This is a genomic window from Phyllobacterium sp. CL33Tsu, from assembly GCF_900113985.1.
GTDB classification, from domain to species: Bacteria; Pseudomonadota; Alphaproteobacteria; order Rhizobiales; family Rhizobiaceae; genus Phyllobacterium; species Phyllobacterium pellucidum.
This window is the reverse complement of record NZ_FORJ01000004.1, coordinates 140,122-155,922: the sequence shown is the minus strand read 5'-3', so window position 1 is coordinate 155,922 and position 15,801 is coordinate 140,122. Positions and strand designations below refer to the sequence as shown.

Here is a 15,801-nt window from a genome sequence, read left to right as displayed (position 1 = left end):
CGAATGCGAGCCTTCTAGAGTTAGTGGCCCACCCGCGAGATGTACGCCAGACAAATAATTTTACACAGAGGTTGCGTAAAAAATATTTGCGTCTAAATTGGTGCCAATTTTGGTTACTAACACAAAACGACCAATCGGGAAATCATGAAGAATTCGGCAGAAGTCTGGGAAATCGTCGAAGCCAAGCGCGCAGCGTTTTTTGAACTCAGCGATCGCGTCTGGGAGATGCCCGAAACCAACTACGAAGAGTTTCGCTCGTCGAACGAGCATGCAGACCTCCTCGAACGCGAAGGTTTTCGCGTTACGCGCGGCGTTGCAGGCTTACCGACTGCTGTCATGGGCGAAGCAGGCGAGGACGGCCCGGTCATCGCCATTCTCGGTGAATTCGACGCGCTGCCCGGATTAAGCCAGGTCGCTGGCCTCGCGGAAGAGCAACCTGTCGTGCCGGGCGGCAATGGTCATGGCTGCGGCCACAATCTGCTCGGTTCCGGCTCGATGCTGGCGGCTGCTGCGGTGAAGGACTACCTTGCGCGCAACGGCCTTAAGGGCCGTATCCGCTACTACGGTTGCCCAGCCGAGGAGGGTGGCTCGTCCAAGGGCTTCATGGTGCGCGCCGGCGTCTTCGACGACGTTGACATTGCCATTTCCTGGCATCCTGCTGCGTTTGCCGGTGTTAACAACCCGATCTCGCTTGCCTGCAACGAGATCAATTTTCACTTCAGCGGTCGTGCTTCACATGCGTCCGCAACGCCGCATCTTGGCCGCAGCGCTCTCGATGCCGTGGAATTGATGAATGTTGGTGTTAACTACATGCGCGAACATATGCCGTCGAGCGCCCGCATCCACTACGCCGTTACAGACACGGGCGGTTCCGCCCCGAATGTCGTCCAGGCCCGGGCAACGGTGCGCTATCTGGTGCGGGCCCGCGATCTGCCGGAACTCAACGGCCTTGTGGCGCGGGTCAAGAAGGTTGCCGACGGCGCCGCATTGATGACCGAGACCACGGTTCGCAGCCGCATCATCAGCGGCGACGCCAATCTAGTCGGCAACACCCCGCTCGAATCGCTAATGCATTCGCACCTCGAGCGTCTCGGCCCGCCTGCCTTCGACGAACACGACCATGCCATCGCACGGAAATTTCAGGAGACGTTCTCGCAAGAAGACATTGCATCCTCATACAAGCGGTTTGACGTCACGCCGAAGAAGGGCCAAGCCTTGTGCGACAGCATCTTTCCGCCCGAAAGCGGCGACGGCGCGATTGTCGGCTCAACGGATGTCGGCACGGTAAGCTGGGTCGTTCCGACAGTCCAGATGCGCGGCGCGACCTATGCCATTGGCACGCCGGGGCACTCTTGGCAGCTTGTAGCGCAAGGCAAGCTGCCAGCGGCTCACAAGGGCATGGAACACGCGGCGAAAGTGATGGCGGGCACGGCCATCGACCTCCTCGCCAACCGGGATCTCATTGATGCCGCCAAGGCCGACCATCGCAACCGCCTCGAGGGAAAGCCTTTCGTCAATCCGATTCCCGATGACGTTCAGCCACCCTTGCCGGAGAACACGGATGTTTGAGACGGCCTTGGCACGGGATCGACAGCAGCTGACGGGCCGTATCAGCGAGTTGTCGCAGCGAAAGTCGAGCAAGCTCGATCTTTCGCCGGCACTTCCCGGAAATTGAACGCTCAAGGAACAGATCAAGGAAATGCTCTTCAACCTTTCCCCTGAAGCCGGATCGTAGGCTATGAACCAGCCAAGCTTCCTTGACGTCATCAGCTTTGGACCTGGAGGATGGGGTGCTGCACTCCTCACCGGCGCCGTGATGACGATCCTCATCGCCTTAAGCGGCTTTATGATCGGCTCGGTCATCGGCACATTCGGCGCATGGGCCAAGATTTCCGGTGGCAGGACAATACGGGTGCTCGCCGATGGTTATACGACGGTGCTGCGCGGTATTCCCGACCTTCTCGTGATCTATCTCTTCTATTTCGGGGGCAGCGCGGCCGTGACGGCGATCGGCCGGTTCCTCGGTTCCGAAGGCTTTATCGGCTTTCCCGGCTTCCTTGCTGGTGCGCTTGCGGTCGGGATCACCTCAGGCGCCCAGCAGACGGAAGTCTATCGTGGCGCTTTCAGAGCCGTGCACCGCGGCGAAATCGAAGCAGCCATCGCCTGCGGCATGTCGAGGCCGCTGCGCTTCAGACGCATCATCGCGCCGCTGACCTTGCGCCACGCACTTCCCGGCATGGGCAATGTCTGGCAGGTGGTGTTGAAGGAATCGGCTCTCGTCTCGATCACCGGTGTCGTCGAACTTCTGCGCCAGGCGCAAATCGGTGCGGGCTCAACGGGCATGCCGTTCAATTTTTACATCGTTGCCGGCGGCATTTATCTCATGATCTCCACACTCTCGGGCGCCGTCTTGCAGCGGTCGGAACGGCATTTCTCACGCGGCGTGAGGAGAGGCTGATGGATTGGTCATTTATGATCGAGACCTTCGTCAGCCTCGTCAAGGCTATACCCCTGACGCTCCAGCTTGCGGCGACGGCGATTTTCCTCGGTGCGTTCGTCGCCCTTGCATTGGCGCTGTTCCGGCTTTCGGGCGTCGCCGTATTGGACTGGTTTGCGAGAACCTATGTATTCGTTTTCCGCGGCACGCCGCTTCTCGTTCAGATTTTCCTCATCTACTACGGCCTAAGCCAGTTTCCGGCGGTTCGGCATACGGTGCTCTGGCCAATCTTGCGTGAGCCCTATTGGTGCGCCGTCATCGCGTTGACGCTGAACACAGCCGCCTATGCCAGCGAGATCATTCGCGGCGGGCTCCTGTCCGTTCCGCATGGACAAATCGAGGCCGCCCGCGCCTGCGGCATGCCACGCCTCATGATCTTCCGGCGCATCGTCATGCCGCTGGCAATCAGGCAGGCGCTGCCGGGCTATGGCAATGAAATGATTTCCATGGTCAAGGCGACGTCGCTTGCATCGATCATCACGCTGATGGAAGTCACCGGCGTTGCCGCGAAGATCATCTCCGAGAGCTATCGCGCCATCGAGGTATTTATCGTCGCCGGCCTGATCTACCTCGCCATCAACTTCATGCTGACGCGCCTCGTACAATTCGTCGAGCACCTGCTCAGTCCCCACCTTCGCGCTCCCCGGCTGATGACGCCGGTTCCAGGAGAAGCCAAATGAACGCTCAGTCACATCCGGCCACGCCCTTGGCGCTTCGTGTCAATGACCTGCATAAGAGTTTCGGTGACGCCGAGGTCCTGAAAGGAATCTCCCTTACCGCCAATGAAGGCGAGGTGGTCTCGATTCTCGGTTCCTCGGGTTCCGGCAAGTCCACCCTGCTTCGTTGCATCAACCTGCTTGAGATTCCGGATTCGGGCGAAGTAACCGTTGGCTCGGAGACGATCCGCATGCAGCGCATGCGTGACGGCAAAAGCCGTCCCGCCGATCAGGCCCAGGTCGAGCGCGTGCGCTCACGTCTCGGCATGGTGTTCCAGAGCTTCAATCTCTGGTCGCACAAGACGATCCTCGAAAACGTGATCGAAGCGCCCATCCACGTGCAGAAGCGACCGCGCAAGGAGTGCATCGAAGAAGCCGAGGCATTGCTCGCGAAGGTCGGGATCGCCGACAAGCGCAATCACTATCCCTCGCATCTCTCCGGAGGCCAGCAGCAGCGCGCCGCCATTGCCCGCTCGCTCGCCATGCGCCCGCAGATCATGCTGTTCGATGAACCGACGTCGGCGCTCGATCCCGAACTTGTCGGCGAAGTCCTGCGCGTGATGCGAGGCCTTGCTGAAGAGGGTCGCACCATGCTCGTCGTCACGCATGAAATGGGTTTCGCGCGGGATGTCTCGAACCGCGTCATTTTTCTTCACAAGGGATTGATCGAGGAGGAGGGGACACCGGAACAGGTGTTCGGCAACTCCAAGTCCGATCGTTTCAAACAGTTTATCCAAGGCTGAACCACCAGTCACAAACCAAGGGGAATACCTCGAATGAAAAAACTGACCGTCTTTCTGAAGGCACTGACGCTTTCAGCTCTCGTCCTCGCCTCCGGCGCCCACGCCGAAGAAAAGAAATGGACGCACGTTACTATCGCGACCGAAGGCGCGTTCAAGCCGTACAATTTCACCAATCCCGATGGCACGCTCGACGGCTATGAAATTGAACTCTCGAAATATCTTTGCGACCACATGAAGGTTGAGTGCAAGATCGTCGTTCAGGATTTCGACGGCATGATCCCGGCTCTCAATGCCGGCAAATTCGACGCGATCATCTCGGGCATGTCGGCGACGGCAAAGCGCGAGGAAGTCATCGATTTCAGCCAGTCGTACGGCTCGACCGGGCAGGCATTTGCGACGTTGAAGTCCAGTCCGCTGGCAGGAATGGAGCTCAAGGGCAAGGTATTCTCGCTGGCTTCCAACGAGGCAGGCGCGGTTGAAGCGCTCGAAAAACTGAAGCCGCTTTTGCAGGGCAAGATCATCGGCGTCCAGACCGCATCGACGGGCGCTACCTTCGTCGACAAATATCTCAAGGGCGTCGTCGAGGTGCGTGAATACAAGACCACCGAACAGCATGACCTTGATCTCGCCGCCGGCCGCGTCGATCTGGTGATGGCATCGATGGCGTATCTGACCACCGCTTCCGCCAAACCCGGGAACGAGGAAATGACCGTTGCAGGTCCCCGCTTCCAGGGCGGCTTCCTCGGTAAAGGAAGCTCGGTTGGTCTGCGCAAGAACGAACCTGAACTAAAGGCGCTGTTCAACGAAGCAATCGACGCCGCCAAGGCCGATGGCACTATAAAGTCGCTATCGCAGAAGTGGTTCGGTTTCGACGTCACACCGCTTTAAACACCTGCAAGTCGGCGCCGCGGCGGGTGATGAACCTGGCCGCGGCCGCACATCAACCGAATTCGCGTCGGTTTGCGAGGCAGACCGCTTGCCGTGGCAATTAATCTGCGACCCGCTGGAATGTGACGCCGGTGCTCGGCACTAATCACCGCAAGGCTAATCCTGTGATCCTCGACTTCGTTCCGGAAGACCATGCCACGCTGACAAAACGCGGGTCAGCCAAAAATGCCCTGAGCTCCTCAAATTATGGCGCGACCTTTCGGCGTGCGAACTGCTCGCCATAGCCCCAGGCAGTTGACCTCAAGCCTAGTCACCGCTGTTGAAGCCGACGCTGCCACTGATGCTTTTGTGCTTGCGGTCGGCCGGCAAGCTTGGGGACGACCGCGCCCTTGATGATGACATTTCTCTTATAGTCTCCCGCATGCGTCAGGCCTGATTGCCCAAGAAGGCGTCCACTTCCAACCGGCCGAGCCGCGAGAAAAAACGATTGCAAGAAAATGATTAGGATGCTATTAATTTCCTATGCAAGAAATAGATCAACTCCGCCGCGCCTTTACCACCAGTCTTCTCCAAACGGGACGGCAGTGGCGGCGCATTACCGATCAAGCGTTGATGTCGTCGAACATCTCCGAAGCCTGTGCTGCACCGCTATTGTGGATCGGACGGCTTGGCGGAGGCGTGCGCCAGATCACCCTTGCATCCTATATCGGGATCGAAGGCCCCTCGCTGGTCCGGTTGATTGACCAGCTGGAAGCGGCCGACCTCGTCATCCGCAAGGAAGACAAGAGCGATCGACGCGCGAAGACCCTGTGGCTGACGCGCAAGGGCAAGCAATACGCCTCCAGGCTCGAGGATATCCTCGTCGGTTTGCGCGCCCAGATTCTTGCCGACGTGAGCAAGGAAGATCTCAATGCGGCACTGCGGGTTCTGGCGGCGTTCGACGCTGCAAGCAACTCTCCTGCCGCTGAACCTTCGAGGCGCGAGGTCGAGTTGACGCCGTGATGTTTCCGTCCTGGCGGGATTGGGTATTTTCAGCCAAGGCCTTTCTCGCATCGATGATGGCGCTCTATATCGCCCTGTGGTTCGACCTGCCGCGTCCGTACTGGGCGATGGCGGCTGTCTATGTCGTTGCAAATCCATTGGCCGGGGCAACAAGCTCAAAGGGTCTGTATCGCGCACTCGGCACCATCATCGGCGCCAGCGCTGCGGTGTTTTTCGTGCCGCTCTTTGTGAACGCCCCCGAGCTTCTCGCCCTCGTCGTCGCCCTATGGACCGGCTGCCTCCTCTATATATCCATGCTCGACCGTACGCCGCGCAGTTACGTCTTCATGCTTGCAGGCTATTCACTTCCTTTGATCGCCCTGCCAACCGTTGGAACGCCCGAACTGATTTTCGATACGGCGGTCGCACGTACGGAAGAAATCATCATCGGCATTACCTGCGCCACTCTCGTTGGCCTCCTGATCTTTCCAAGCAGCGTCGGGACCGTTCTCGGTGGCCGCATCACTGATTGGCTGGATGATGCAGCCGACTGGGCCGACGAAATTCTGCGCGGCGAGGGGGCAATACCGGCAACGCCGGCAAGGCGCCAGAAGCTCGCTGCAGATATTGCCGGCCTTGATCTCATCATCAGTCAATTGTCCTTTGACGCCGGCACCCGCGACGTCGCCCGCCATGCGAGAGAATTGCGCGGAAGGCTCATGATGCTGTTGCCGTTGTTCTCGTCACTGGCGGACAGGCTTCATGCTCTGAAGTCGGGCGACCGGCTCCTGCCGCCCAAGCTCGGTGCGTTGCTCCATGAGGTGGCCGATTGGCTGCAATCACCCGGTGCCGGGTCCGCGGACGCTCCGCAACGCTTTGCCAGGACGATCGAGGAGCTTAAATCGGCTGATCGATCAGAGAATTGGGACCACCTGATCCTGTCGAGCGCTCTTGCGCGGCTTTTGGAAATTATCAACCTCTGGCACGATTGCCTTGCATTACGCGAACAGATCGCCCGCGGGCAGTATTCCGGCCGGTGGCGGCCAACATTTCGGCATCGGCAAGTCGTCGGCCGCACCCGCTATTACGATTATGCCATGATGCTGTTTTCATCGGGATCGGTCGTCGTCGCCACGCTCGTCGCAAGCCTAATATGGATCGAAACGGGATGGCAGAGCGGCGCCGGCTTCGTCATGATGACCGCCGTAGCCTGCTCGTTCTTCGCGGCAATGGATCAACCCGCACCATTCATTTTCAAGATGTTCTTGTGGTGCGGCGCCAGCCTCATCGCAGCGTTCGTCTACCAGTTTGCGATCCTGCCGGCGATCAGCGGCTATGAAATGCTCGTCCTCGTCTTCGCGCCGTCGTTCCTTCTCATCGGACTTCTTATTCCACGTCCGCAATTCAACATGCTTGCCATGCTGCTCACGGTAAACACCGCCTCGTTCGTTGCCATGCAGAATCGTTTGACCGTCGACTTCGCCTCGTTCGCCAACGAGGCGATCGCGGCCATGGCGGGTATCGCCTTCGCGCTGGTCTGGACGCAGGTCGCAAGGCCATTTGGCGCCGAGATAGCTGCGCGCCGCCTGGTGCGCGCCGGCTGGTCGGATCTCGCCGAAACCGCGGCTGGTTTGCGGCGAAGCGATCATGAAAAACTTGCCGGAAGAATGCTCGATCGCATGGGCCAGCTTGTTCCCCGGCTGGCTGCGCTGGAGGATCGGTATCTCTCCGAGATCGACGGCTTTGCCGAAGTACGTCTCGGCTTCAACATCGTCGCTATCCAGCGTGCGCGCCGGCATCTCGATGGCGACGGCCAGTCAAGTGTGAATGCAGTCCTTTCCGGTATTGCCGACCTGTTTCGCCAGCGTGTCGTACGCCGCGAAGCGGTCGCGCCCGATGCTCGCCTGCAGGAGCGCATCGATCAGGCACTGAGCCTGCCAGGTCTGCGGCAGACAATGCAGGGCCGCAGCATACTCGATGCGCTTGTCGGCCTGCGCCGTGCCCTTTTCCCTTACGCGCCGTCCCCCAAACCCATGGACGGCGACATCGTCAAAACGTCATCGCCGCAAATGCTGATGGCTGCGGAGTAGAACACATGCTTGGTGATTTCGATATTTACGGCGTCTACATGCCCGGGCTCCTCGGCATGATGTTTCTGACGCTTCTCCTCTCGGCGATGGTCCGCCGCGCACTTGCCTGGGTCGGCATCTATGCCTGGGTCTGGCATCGTGGACTATTCGACGTCGCGCTCTACGTCGTGCTTCTCGGCGCGACAGTCTCACTTACGCAATGGTTAGTATCATGATGAAAAATCTTCAAACAGCTGGCAGGGTAGTTGTCACCCTGGCATTGGTCGTGTGTGCATTGTTCGTGGGTCGCGAACTCTGGAACCACTACATGAACGATCCGTGGACTCGCGACGCGAGGGTGCGCGCGGACGTCGTGGCCGTAGCGCCCGACGTCTCCGGTCTCGTCAGCGACGTTCTCGTCAAGGACAATGATGTCGTCCGGAAGGGCGACATACTGTTCAAGGTCGATGAGCGGCGCTTTGAAATCGCCGTGACCCAGGCCGAAGCGGCGGTCGAAGGCGCAAAGGCAACGCTCGAGCAGGCAAGCCGCGACCGCAAGCGCCGCGAACAGCTCGGTGGTGTCATTTCCGAGCAACAGAAGGAGGCGGCGCAGTCCGCTGAGGCGACTGCCCAAGCGAGCTATCTGCAAGCTACCGCCAGTCTGGAACTCGCCCGCCTCAACCGCGAGCGGTCGCAGATAAAGGCGCCGGTCAACGGTACCATCACCAACCTGTCGCTCCGGCCGGGAAATTATGTGACGACAGGCAGTTCCCAGATGGCGCTGGTGGACACCGATTCAATTCGGGTCGAAGGCTATTTCGAAGAAACCAAGCTGGCCCGTATCCGTGTCGGGGACTCCGTGAAGGTCAGGCTGATGGGCCAATCAGAAGCCATCACCGGCCACGTCGACAGCATCGCCGCAGGCATTGAGGATCGTGAGCGAACGGCAGGTTCGGGTCTTCTCGCCAATATCAATCCAACGTTCAGCTGGGTGCGGCTGGCGCAGCGCATACCGGTGCGGATTGCGTTGGACCAGATCCCGCAAAAGACGCAGCTCGTGGCCGGCATGACGGCGACGGTCACTGTCGCGCCCGACGCCGCTGTCTCGATTGCGCGTCTGCCCGGTGCCGGAGACATCGAGCAGAACTGACGCTCAACGGGTCGGTAGTAGTGGTGCAATCGTTGATGTAGGATGCCGGCATCATCGGTGGTCGGAAAACATGAGGCGTGTTCTATTAGCCTTGGTCGCCTTCAGTGCCCTTTTCTTGGGGGCGGTCATTGTCGTTGTCGGTCAGACCAAGGTTCCCGCCGACGCCATAGCGAATGCCGTCACCCGGTCACCCGACATGCTTGCACAAGCTTGGAAGCTTCCGGCGGCCAAGACATTTGGATTGACGGTCAGCTACCAGTCCAACCCCTCAAAATGCGGTCCCGCCAGTGTCGCCAACGTGTTTCGCTCCCTCGGGGAGGACGAGACCACCGAGACGGCCGTCCTCGAAGGCACCGGCAAATGCTGGACCGGCCTATGCATCATGGGTCTGACGCTCGACGAATTGGCTGGTGTTGCAAAACAGCATACCGATCGGAAAGTCACGGTCATTCGCGACATATCGAGCGAAGAGTTCCGCGAGCACTTGCGACATTCGAATGATCCGGACCGTCGCTACATCATCAACTTTACCAGAGAGAAAATCTTTGGCGCTGGCGCAGGGCACTTCTCACCGATTGGCGGCTATCTCGAGGGGGCCGATATGGTCCTCGTCCTTGACGTGAACGAAAACTACCGGCCGTGGCTCGTTGAACGCGAACGCCTATTCTTGGCAATGGACACATTCGATGGCGACAAGAAACGCGGGTTACTTCTGATCCAGTAGCTTGTCCAAAGCCCGATTGTAACAGTATGTATCCGGTACGCTGCTACTTACACGCGCATGCAAATTGCCCTTTGACGGACACACGGGGTATACGTTCGCCATGCATTGCAGTGGCCGCATTTACCCAATCGGAGAAGTAACAATGTCGGAAGAGGTCAACCGTCGCAATTTCCTCAGTATTGCCGCGGTGACGGCAGTCGCTGTGGAATTTCCACTGATAGGCGCAGCGAACGCGCAGGCCGGCAAGGCAGCGGCTGCAGTCAAGCCGGGGACACATACGAGCTTCGCACCCCTTAAGCAGGTTGACGCCGGGCAGCTCAACGTCGGCTATGCGGAAGCCGGCCCCGCGGACGGCCCGGTGGTGATACTGCTGCACGGCTGGCCGTATGATATCTACAGCTTTGTCGACGTCGCGCCACTTCTTGCCGGAGCGGGTTACCGCGTCGTCATGCCTTATCTTCGCGGTTACGGCACGACCCGGTTTCTCGCGAGCGAGACGATCCGCAACGGCCAGCAGGCGGTCATTGCCACCGACATTGTCGCGCTGATGGATGCATTGAAAATTCAGACCGCGATCATCGCAGGTTATGACTGGGGAGCGCGGACGGCGAACATAGTGGCAGCGCTATGGCCCGAGCGTTGCAAGGCCATGGTTTCGGTGAGCGGCTACCTGATCGGCAGCCAGGAAGCCAACAAGAAGCCCTTGCCGCCAAAGGCGGAACTTGCCTGGTGGTACCAGTTCTATTTTGCCACTGAGCGCGGCCGCCAGGGCTACGACAGCAACCGGCATGACTTCGCAAAGCTAATCTGGCAGCTTGCATCGCCAAAGTGGAACTTTGACGATGCTACCTTCGATCGATCCGCCGAAGCGTTCAACAATCCGGATCATGTCGACATCGTTATCCACAATTACCGCTGGAGGCTTGGCCTTGCGCAGGGCGAACCGCAGTACGACGCGTTGGAAAAAAAGCTTGCCGCGGGCCCGCTAATCAGCGTGCCGACGATCACAATGGAAGGAGACGCGAATGGCGCGCCGCATCCCGAACCGGCATCCTATCGCCAGAAATTTTCCGGCAAGTACGAGCATCGAACGATCACAGGCGGCATAGGCCATAATCTGCCGCAGGAAGCGCCTCAGGCTTTTGCCCAGGCGGTCATCGATGTCGATGGCTTCTGAGGCTCAAGCAGGCAGGGCAACACAAACGAGCAGGTGTGATGGACCACATTGACCACGTTTTGATCGTCGATGATGACCGTGAGATCCGCGAACTGGTCGCGGCCTACCTGACCAGGAACGGCTTGCGCGTCAGCGTCGCGGCAGACGGCCGGCACATGCGCGCTTTCCTTGAAACGAATGCTGTCGATCTCATCGTTCTCGATATCATGATGCCTGGCGACGACGGGCTGGTGCTGTGCCGCGAGTTGCGGGCGGGTAAGCACAAGGCGACGCCGATCCTCATGCTGACAGCGCGAAACGATGAGACCGATCGCATCATCGGGCTTGAAATGGGTGCCGACGACTATCTGGTGAAGCCATTTGCGGCACGCGAATTGCTGGCACGTATCAAGGCCGTGCTGCGGCGAACCCGTATGCTTCCGCCCAACCTCCAGATCACGGAGGCCGGCCAACGCTTACGGTTCGGCGATTGGGAACTCGACACGGTAGGCCGGCATTTGGTCGACAAGACCGGAACCACGGTCACACTCAGCGGCGCCGAGTACCGACTGCTTCGCGTGTTTGTCGATCACCCGCAGCGCGTGCTTAATCGCGACCAACTGCTCAATTTGACGCAAGGCCGCGATGCGGAACTATTCGATCGTTCGATCGACCTGCTTGTCAGCAGGCTGAGGCAGCGACTTTGCGACGATGCGCGTGAACCCGCCTATATCAAGACCGTACGGAGCGAGGGCTACGTTTTCTCGATGCCAGTTGAAATTGCCGAGTTGCGACAATGAGCATTGCGGGGAGCCCGCATCCTTGGCGATGGCCCCGCACGCTTGGCGCACGCCTATTCCTGATACTTCTCGCGGGCTTGATCCTTGCTCATGCGCTGTCCTTCAGTGCCTTATTTCTTGAACGCTATATGGCAACGCGGAACGTCATGTTGAACACGCTCGAAAGCGATGTCGCGACCTCCATTGCCATTCTCGATCGGCTGCCCGCCAATGAACGCGCGAACTGGCTCGACCGCCTTGATCGTGGAACCTATCGCTTCGAACTCGGAACCGGGCTCCCCGGCGTCCCGGACATGAGCAAGCGGGGGGCCGAGATCGCGGCAAAGATAGAAGCTGCCGGTGGTCAGCGCTTTCCCATTCATGTGGAATCCATCCCGGGCGATGCAATGCGCCTGCAGGCCCATCTGACATTGAGCGACGGCGCGCCATTGACGATCGATGTACAACCGGCGGCGATGCCGCTCGCAGATTGGTTGCCGTACGTACTCGTTGCTCAACTGCTCCTGCTCGTTCTTTGCACCTGGTATGCGGTGCGCCAGGCAATCCGCCCACTTGTCGATCTCGCCCATGCAGCCGATACGCTCGACCCTAACAAAAAGGCTCCAAGGCTCAGCGAGTCAGGTCCGAGTGAAGTTGCCTATGCCGCAACTGCCTTCAATGCCATGCGCGACCGGATCGCGCACTATCTCGAGGAACGCGTGCAAATCCTGGCTGCGATCTCCCACGACCTGCAGACCCCGATTACCCGGATGAAGCTTCGTGCTGAGGTCGGCGAGGATTCCGCCGAGAAAGACAAGCTGATCCAGGACCTGACCGAGATCGAGCGGCTTGTCCATGAAGGCGTGGCCTATGCTCGTAGCGCCCACGGCGATGCCGAGAAGTCCTCCCGCATCGACATTACCTCATTTATGGAAAGCCTCGTCTACGACTACCAGGACACAGGTAAGGCCGTAACGATTGAAGGAAAAATCCTTGCCCCGGTGGAGACTCGGCCCCACGCATTGCGGCGGATCTTCACCAACCTCATCGACAATGCGCTGAAATTTGGCGGCAGCGCCGAGGTATATCTTGAAAGTGACAAGAACGGTCAAGTGACCGTCAAGATCATGGACCGTGGCCCCGGCATTCCGGAAGACCATTTGGAGGCGGTGTTGCAGCCGTTCTTCCGGCTTGAGCAGTCACGCAACCGCGGCACGGGGGGCACGGGGCTGGGACTGGCCATCGCCCACCAACTTGCGCTTGCCATTGGTGCATCGCTGCAATTGCGCAATCGTGCCGGTGGCGGCCTTTCAGCGGAAGTCACCATTCGCTGAAGCGTGATATCCCGCGCATTCGTACAATCCGATACAATTCGAGCCCTATAGGACACATCCAGGATACGTCGCTGCCGCTTTATGCGGTCCGTGACTGACCTTCAGTCGTCGCACACACATCGCTTCGAAGGAGATGATGATGACGCTTCTGTTTGTTGCCTACCTCGCGGGCGCGCTGACGATCCTCAGCCCCTGCATCCTGCCCGTACTTCCCTTTGTCTTCGCGCGCGCGGGGCAACCCTTCATCAAGAGTACCTTGCCGATGCTGGTCGGCATGGCAATGACGTTTGCCCTTGTCGCTTCGCTCGCCGCTGTTGGGGGCAGTTGGGCCGTCCAAGCCAATGAATATGGGCGCTACGCGTCACTTGTGCTGTTGGCCGCGTTTGGCCTGACCCTTGTTTCTCCGCGGCTCGCCGCCATCGCCACCACTCCCATTGTAACCTTTGCCAACAGATTGCTGAACGCAACCGGCGGACCCGGGTCCGTTCCGACATTCGGAGGAGCGCTCATCCTTGGCGTTGCAACGGGCCTGCTCTGGGCGCCCTGCGCCGGACCGATTCTCGGCCTGGTTCTGACCGGAGCCGCGCTTCAGGGTGCCAGCGTCCAAACGACCCTGCTTCTTCTCGCCTATGCGGCAGGCGCAGGGACATCGCTTGCACTGGCAGTGCTCGTTGGTGGTCAGGTCTTCGCTGTGATGAAGCGCTCGATAGGCGCCGGCGAATGGCTGCGTCGTGGCCTCGGCATCGCCGTTCTTGCTGGCGTCGCCGCCATCGCGCTCGGCGCAGATACGGGCTATCTGGCTCGGCTCTCGGGGCCGGCCACGGGCAAGGCCGAGCAGGCGCTTCTCGATGCGCTCAAGCCGCGTACTTCACCGCAATCAGCAGCAGACCGTGGCGTTATGCTGGCCGCCAACACCCAACCGGCCTTTCGCAGTGATTTGCCGGTCGAAGGCAAGTTTCCCTCACTGGGTGGCGCTGTCGAATGGCTGAATTCAGCGCCGCTGACCCCAGAGCAATTACGCGGCAAGGTCGTGCTGGTCGATTTCTGGACTTACTCGTGCATCAACTGCATTCATACGGTGCCCTATGTCGTGGAATGGTCCGAGAAGTATAAGGATCAGGGTCTTGTCGTCATTGGCGTGCACGCCCCGGAATATGCCTTTGAGAAGAAGATCGACAACGTCAAGAAGGCGATCGCCGACTTTGGAATCAAGTATCCGGTTGCCGTCGATAACAACTATAAAATCTGGCAGGCTTTCGAGAACAGCTATTGGCCGGCGCACTACTTCATCGATGCCAAGGGGCAGATCCGCTACCACCATTTCGGCGAAGGCGAATACGACACGTCGGAAAAGGTAATTCAGGATCTTCTAGCTGAAGCCAAGGGCGAGCAGGCAGCCAATCAGCCCGTCATGCCCGAGGTCAAGGCAGCCCGTGGCTGACGATCCGAAAGATATCGCCCCCGCCTTGAGGGGCGACATCTTCGTCTATGATCGTACGATATCGCTCCACCTGAGAGGAAAAGCCGTAATGAAATTCGTTATAAAGTGCCTGATCGTCGCGGGAGTGCTAGGTTCGCCTTGCATTTACGATGTGACCTCGCGTGAACCTTCACCGGCAGCCGGTGTCATTGCACTTGGCGGCCCGCTTCTGGCGGCTGGACACGCGCATCCCTATATTCAGGGCATGTGGACCAGCGATCCAGCAGTCCATCCCAAGAAACTGGAGGTAAATTCATGAGCCAAGAACGCGCAATTCTCGCTGGCGGATGCTTCTGGGGCATGCAGGATTTGTTTCGCCGCTATGACGGCGTGATTTCGACACGCGTCGGCTATAGCGGCGGCGACGTTCCGAACGCGACCTACCGCAACCATGGAACCCATGCGGAGGCCATCGAAATCGTCTTTGATCCGGCCCGCATCAGTTATCGGCAGATTCTTGAATTCTTTTTCCAGATTCACGATCCGAGCACCCGCAACCGCCAGGGCAATGATGTTGGCATGAGCTATCGTTCGGCGATTTTCTATACGAACGAGGAGCAGAAGCGCGTTGCGCTCGATACGATTGCAGACGTTGACGCTTCGGGACTGTGGCCCGGCAAAGTTGTCACCGAGGTGGCCCCGGCCAGCGATTTCTGGGAAGCCGAGCCCGAGCATCAGGATTATCTCGAGCGCATCCCGAACGGATATACCTGTCACTTCATCCGGCCCGGCTGGAAGCTTCCCGTCCGTGCTGCGTCGGCCTGAATGGTACAGCGGAGCGCAGGCCTTCTGATCTATCGCTACAGCGACGGAACTCTCGAAGTGCTGCTGGTCCATCCCGGCGGGCCCTATTGGGCTCGCAAGGATGATGGCGCGTGGTCGATACCGAAAGGCCTCATCGACGATAACGAGGATGAGCTGGATGCGGCGCGACGCGAGACCAGGGAAGAGATTGGCTTCGATATAGACGGCACCTTCGCGCCGCTCGGCGAATTCAAGCAGCCGAGCGGCAAGATAATAGTTGCCTGGTCGGTCGAAGCCGATGCGGCGGTGAATGCCGAAACCATTGTCAGCAATACGTTCGAAATGGAGTGGCCGCCCAAATCCGGCTCGATGCAAGCATTTCCCGAGGTCGATCGCGCGGGGTGGTTCCCGTTGCCCGTGGCCGCGCAGAAAATTCTCAAGGGCCAGCGGGCCATCCTCTCAGAGTTCGCAGCAAGGCTGGCTTGACCTTGCGGACTTGATGCATGCGGCCAAGGCATGCATCAATGGGGCCGGGGGCTT

General features: G+C 59.3%; 16 protein-coding genes and 1 pseudogene. All 17 read left to right on the top strand.

Annotated features, from left to right (window positions below; genetic code table 11):
• Positions 1 to 144 precede the first annotated feature (144 nt).
• The 17 genes and pseudogenes from BM074_RS15775 to BM074_RS15695 all read left to right on the top strand — a co-directional run bounded on the left by BM074_RS15775 (position 145) and on the right by BM074_RS15695 (position 15,747).
• Positions 145 to 1,569, top strand: coding sequence for a M20 family metallopeptidase (locus BM074_RS15775; RefSeq protein ID WP_091923247.1), 1,425 nt, complete (start codon positions 145 to 147; stop codon positions 1,567 to 1,569).
• Positions 1,570 to 1,738: 169 nt separating this feature from the next.
• Positions 1,739 to 2,458, top strand: a complete 720-nt coding sequence (locus tag BM074_RS15770; protein WP_091923245.1) for an ABC transporter permease — start codon at positions 1,739 to 1,741, stop codon at positions 2,456 to 2,458.
• Positions 2,458 to 3,177, top strand: coding sequence for an ABC transporter permease (locus tag BM074_RS15765; protein WP_091923243.1), 720 nt, complete (start codon positions 2,458 to 2,460; stop codon positions 3,175 to 3,177). The genes BM074_RS15770 and BM074_RS15765 overlap by 1 nt, the downstream gene beginning before the upstream one ends.
• Positions 3,174 to 3,956, top strand: a complete 783-nt coding sequence (locus tag BM074_RS15760; RefSeq protein ID WP_091923242.1) for an ABC transporter ATP-binding protein — start codon at positions 3,174 to 3,176, stop codon at positions 3,954 to 3,956. Before BM074_RS15765 ends, BM074_RS15760 begins: the two co-directional genes overlap by 4 nt.
• A gap of 33 nt (positions 3,957 to 3,989) precedes the next feature.
• Positions 3,990 to 4,844, top strand: a complete 855-nt coding sequence (locus BM074_RS15755; RefSeq protein WP_091923240.1) for a transporter substrate-binding domain-containing protein — start codon at positions 3,990 to 3,992, stop codon at positions 4,842 to 4,844.
• Between the two features lie 522 nt (positions 4,845 to 5,366).
• Positions 5,367 to 5,846, top strand: coding sequence for a MarR family winged helix-turn-helix transcriptional regulator (locus tag BM074_RS15750; protein WP_091923239.1), 480 nt, complete (start codon positions 5,367 to 5,369; stop codon positions 5,844 to 5,846).
• On the top strand, positions 5,843 to 7,915 hold the full coding sequence (locus BM074_RS15745; RefSeq protein WP_091923237.1) for an FUSC family protein: 2,073 nt from the start codon (positions 5,843 to 5,845) through the stop codon (positions 7,913 to 7,915). Before BM074_RS15750 ends, BM074_RS15745 begins: the two co-directional genes overlap by 4 nt.
• A gap of 5 nt (positions 7,916 to 7,920) precedes the next feature.
• A complete protein-coding gene (locus BM074_RS15740) occupies positions 7,921 to 8,130 on the top strand; it encodes a DUF1656 domain-containing protein (RefSeq protein ID WP_027232118.1) in 210 nt (69 codons plus the stop codon).
• A complete protein-coding gene (locus tag BM074_RS15735) occupies positions 8,130 to 9,044 on the top strand; it encodes an efflux RND transporter periplasmic adaptor subunit (protein ID WP_091923558.1) in 915 nt (304 codons plus the stop codon). Before BM074_RS15740 ends, BM074_RS15735 begins: the two co-directional genes overlap by 1 nt.
• A 70-nt stretch (positions 9,045 to 9,114) precedes the next feature.
• A complete protein-coding gene (locus tag BM074_RS15730; RefSeq protein ID WP_091923235.1) occupies positions 9,115 to 9,768 on the top strand; it encodes a phytochelatin synthase family protein in 654 nt (217 codons plus the stop codon).
• 142 nt (positions 9,769 to 9,910) lie between these two features.
• Positions 9,911 to 10,945 carry an alpha/beta fold hydrolase gene (locus BM074_RS15725; protein ID WP_091923233.1) on the top strand — a complete coding sequence of 345 codons (1,035 nt, stop codon included), beginning with the start codon at positions 9,911 to 9,913 and terminating at the stop codon, positions 10,943 to 10,945.
• 38 nt (positions 10,946 to 10,983) lie between these two features.
• The gene (locus BM074_RS15720; RefSeq protein ID WP_091923232.1) at positions 10,984 to 11,724 is read left to right on the top strand and encodes a response regulator; all 741 of its coding nucleotides are present in this window, start codon (positions 10,984 to 10,986) and stop codon (positions 11,722 to 11,724) included.
• Positions 11,721 to 13,037 carry an ATP-binding protein gene (locus tag BM074_RS15715; RefSeq protein ID WP_091923231.1) on the top strand — a complete coding sequence of 439 codons (1,317 nt, stop codon included), beginning with the start codon at positions 11,721 to 11,723 and terminating at the stop codon, positions 13,035 to 13,037. The genes BM074_RS15720 and BM074_RS15715 overlap by 4 nt, the downstream gene beginning before the upstream one ends.
• A gap of 139 nt (positions 13,038 to 13,176) precedes the next feature.
• A pseudogene (locus BM074_RS15710) lies at positions 13,177 to 14,475 on the top strand (cytochrome c biogenesis protein DipZ); the annotation flags it as partial.
• 91 nt (positions 14,476 to 14,566) lie between these two features.
• A complete protein-coding gene (locus BM074_RS15705) occupies positions 14,567 to 14,776 on the top strand; it encodes a hypothetical protein (RefSeq protein WP_091923227.1) in 210 nt (69 codons plus the stop codon).
• Positions 14,773 to 15,282, top strand: a complete 510-nt coding sequence (gene msrA, locus BM074_RS15700) for a peptide-methionine (S)-S-oxide reductase MsrA (RefSeq protein ID WP_091923225.1) — start codon at positions 14,773 to 14,775, stop codon at positions 15,280 to 15,282. The genes BM074_RS15705 and msrA overlap by 4 nt, the downstream gene beginning before the upstream one ends.
• Complete coding sequence (locus BM074_RS15695; protein ID WP_091923223.1) at positions 15,283 to 15,747, top strand: NUDIX hydrolase; 465 nt, start codon at positions 15,283 to 15,285, stop codon at positions 15,745 to 15,747.
• The last annotated feature ends 54 nt before the right edge of the window (positions 15,748 to 15,801 follow it).

What these genes read in the sequence shown, in the direction of transcription:
- BM074_RS15775 (WP_091923247.1), top strand. Translation starts at nt 145, where the DNA reads ATGAAGAATTCGGCAGAAGTCTGGGAAATCGTCGAAGCCAAGCGCGCA.
- BM074_RS15770 (WP_091923245.1), top strand. Translation starts at nt 1,739, where the DNA reads ATGAACCAGCCAAGCTTCCTTGACGTCATCAGCTTTGGACCTGGAGGA.
- BM074_RS15765 (WP_091923243.1), top strand. Translation starts at nt 2,458, where the DNA reads ATGGATTGGTCATTTATGATCGAGACCTTCGTCAGCCTCGTCAAGGCT.
- BM074_RS15760 (WP_091923242.1), top strand. Translation starts at nt 3,174, where the DNA reads ATGAACGCTCAGTCACATCCGGCCACGCCCTTGGCGCTTCGTGTCAAT.
- BM074_RS15755 (WP_091923240.1), top strand. Translation starts at nt 3,990, where the DNA reads ATGAAAAAACTGACCGTCTTTCTGAAGGCACTGACGCTTTCAGCTCTC.
- BM074_RS15750 (WP_091923239.1), top strand. Translation starts at nt 5,367, where the DNA reads ATGCAAGAAATAGATCAACTCCGCCGCGCCTTTACCACCAGTCTTCTC.
- BM074_RS15740 (WP_027232118.1), top strand. Translation starts at nt 7,921, where the DNA reads ATGCTTGGTGATTTCGATATTTACGGCGTCTACATGCCCGGGCTCCTC.
- BM074_RS15735 (WP_091923558.1), top strand. Translation starts at nt 8,130, where the DNA reads ATGAAAAATCTTCAAACAGCTGGCAGGGTAGTTGTCACCCTGGCATTG.
- BM074_RS15730 (WP_091923235.1), top strand. Translation starts at nt 9,115, where the DNA reads ATGAGGCGTGTTCTATTAGCCTTGGTCGCCTTCAGTGCCCTTTTCTTG.
- BM074_RS15725 (WP_091923233.1), top strand. Translation starts at nt 9,911, where the DNA reads ATGTCGGAAGAGGTCAACCGTCGCAATTTCCTCAGTATTGCCGCGGTG.
- BM074_RS15720 (WP_091923232.1), top strand. Translation starts at nt 10,984, where the DNA reads ATGGACCACATTGACCACGTTTTGATCGTCGATGATGACCGTGAGATC.
- BM074_RS15715 (WP_091923231.1), top strand. Translation starts at nt 11,721, where the DNA reads ATGAGCATTGCGGGGAGCCCGCATCCTTGGCGATGGCCCCGCACGCTT.
- BM074_RS15705 (WP_091923227.1), top strand. Translation starts at nt 14,567, where the DNA reads ATGAAATTCGTTATAAAGTGCCTGATCGTCGCGGGAGTGCTAGGTTCG.
- msrA (WP_091923225.1), top strand. Translation starts at nt 14,773, where the DNA reads ATGAGCCAAGAACGCGCAATTCTCGCTGGCGGATGCTTCTGGGGCATG.
- BM074_RS15695 (WP_091923223.1), top strand. Translation starts at nt 15,283, where the DNA reads ATGGTACAGCGGAGCGCAGGCCTTCTGATCTATCGCTACAGCGACGGA.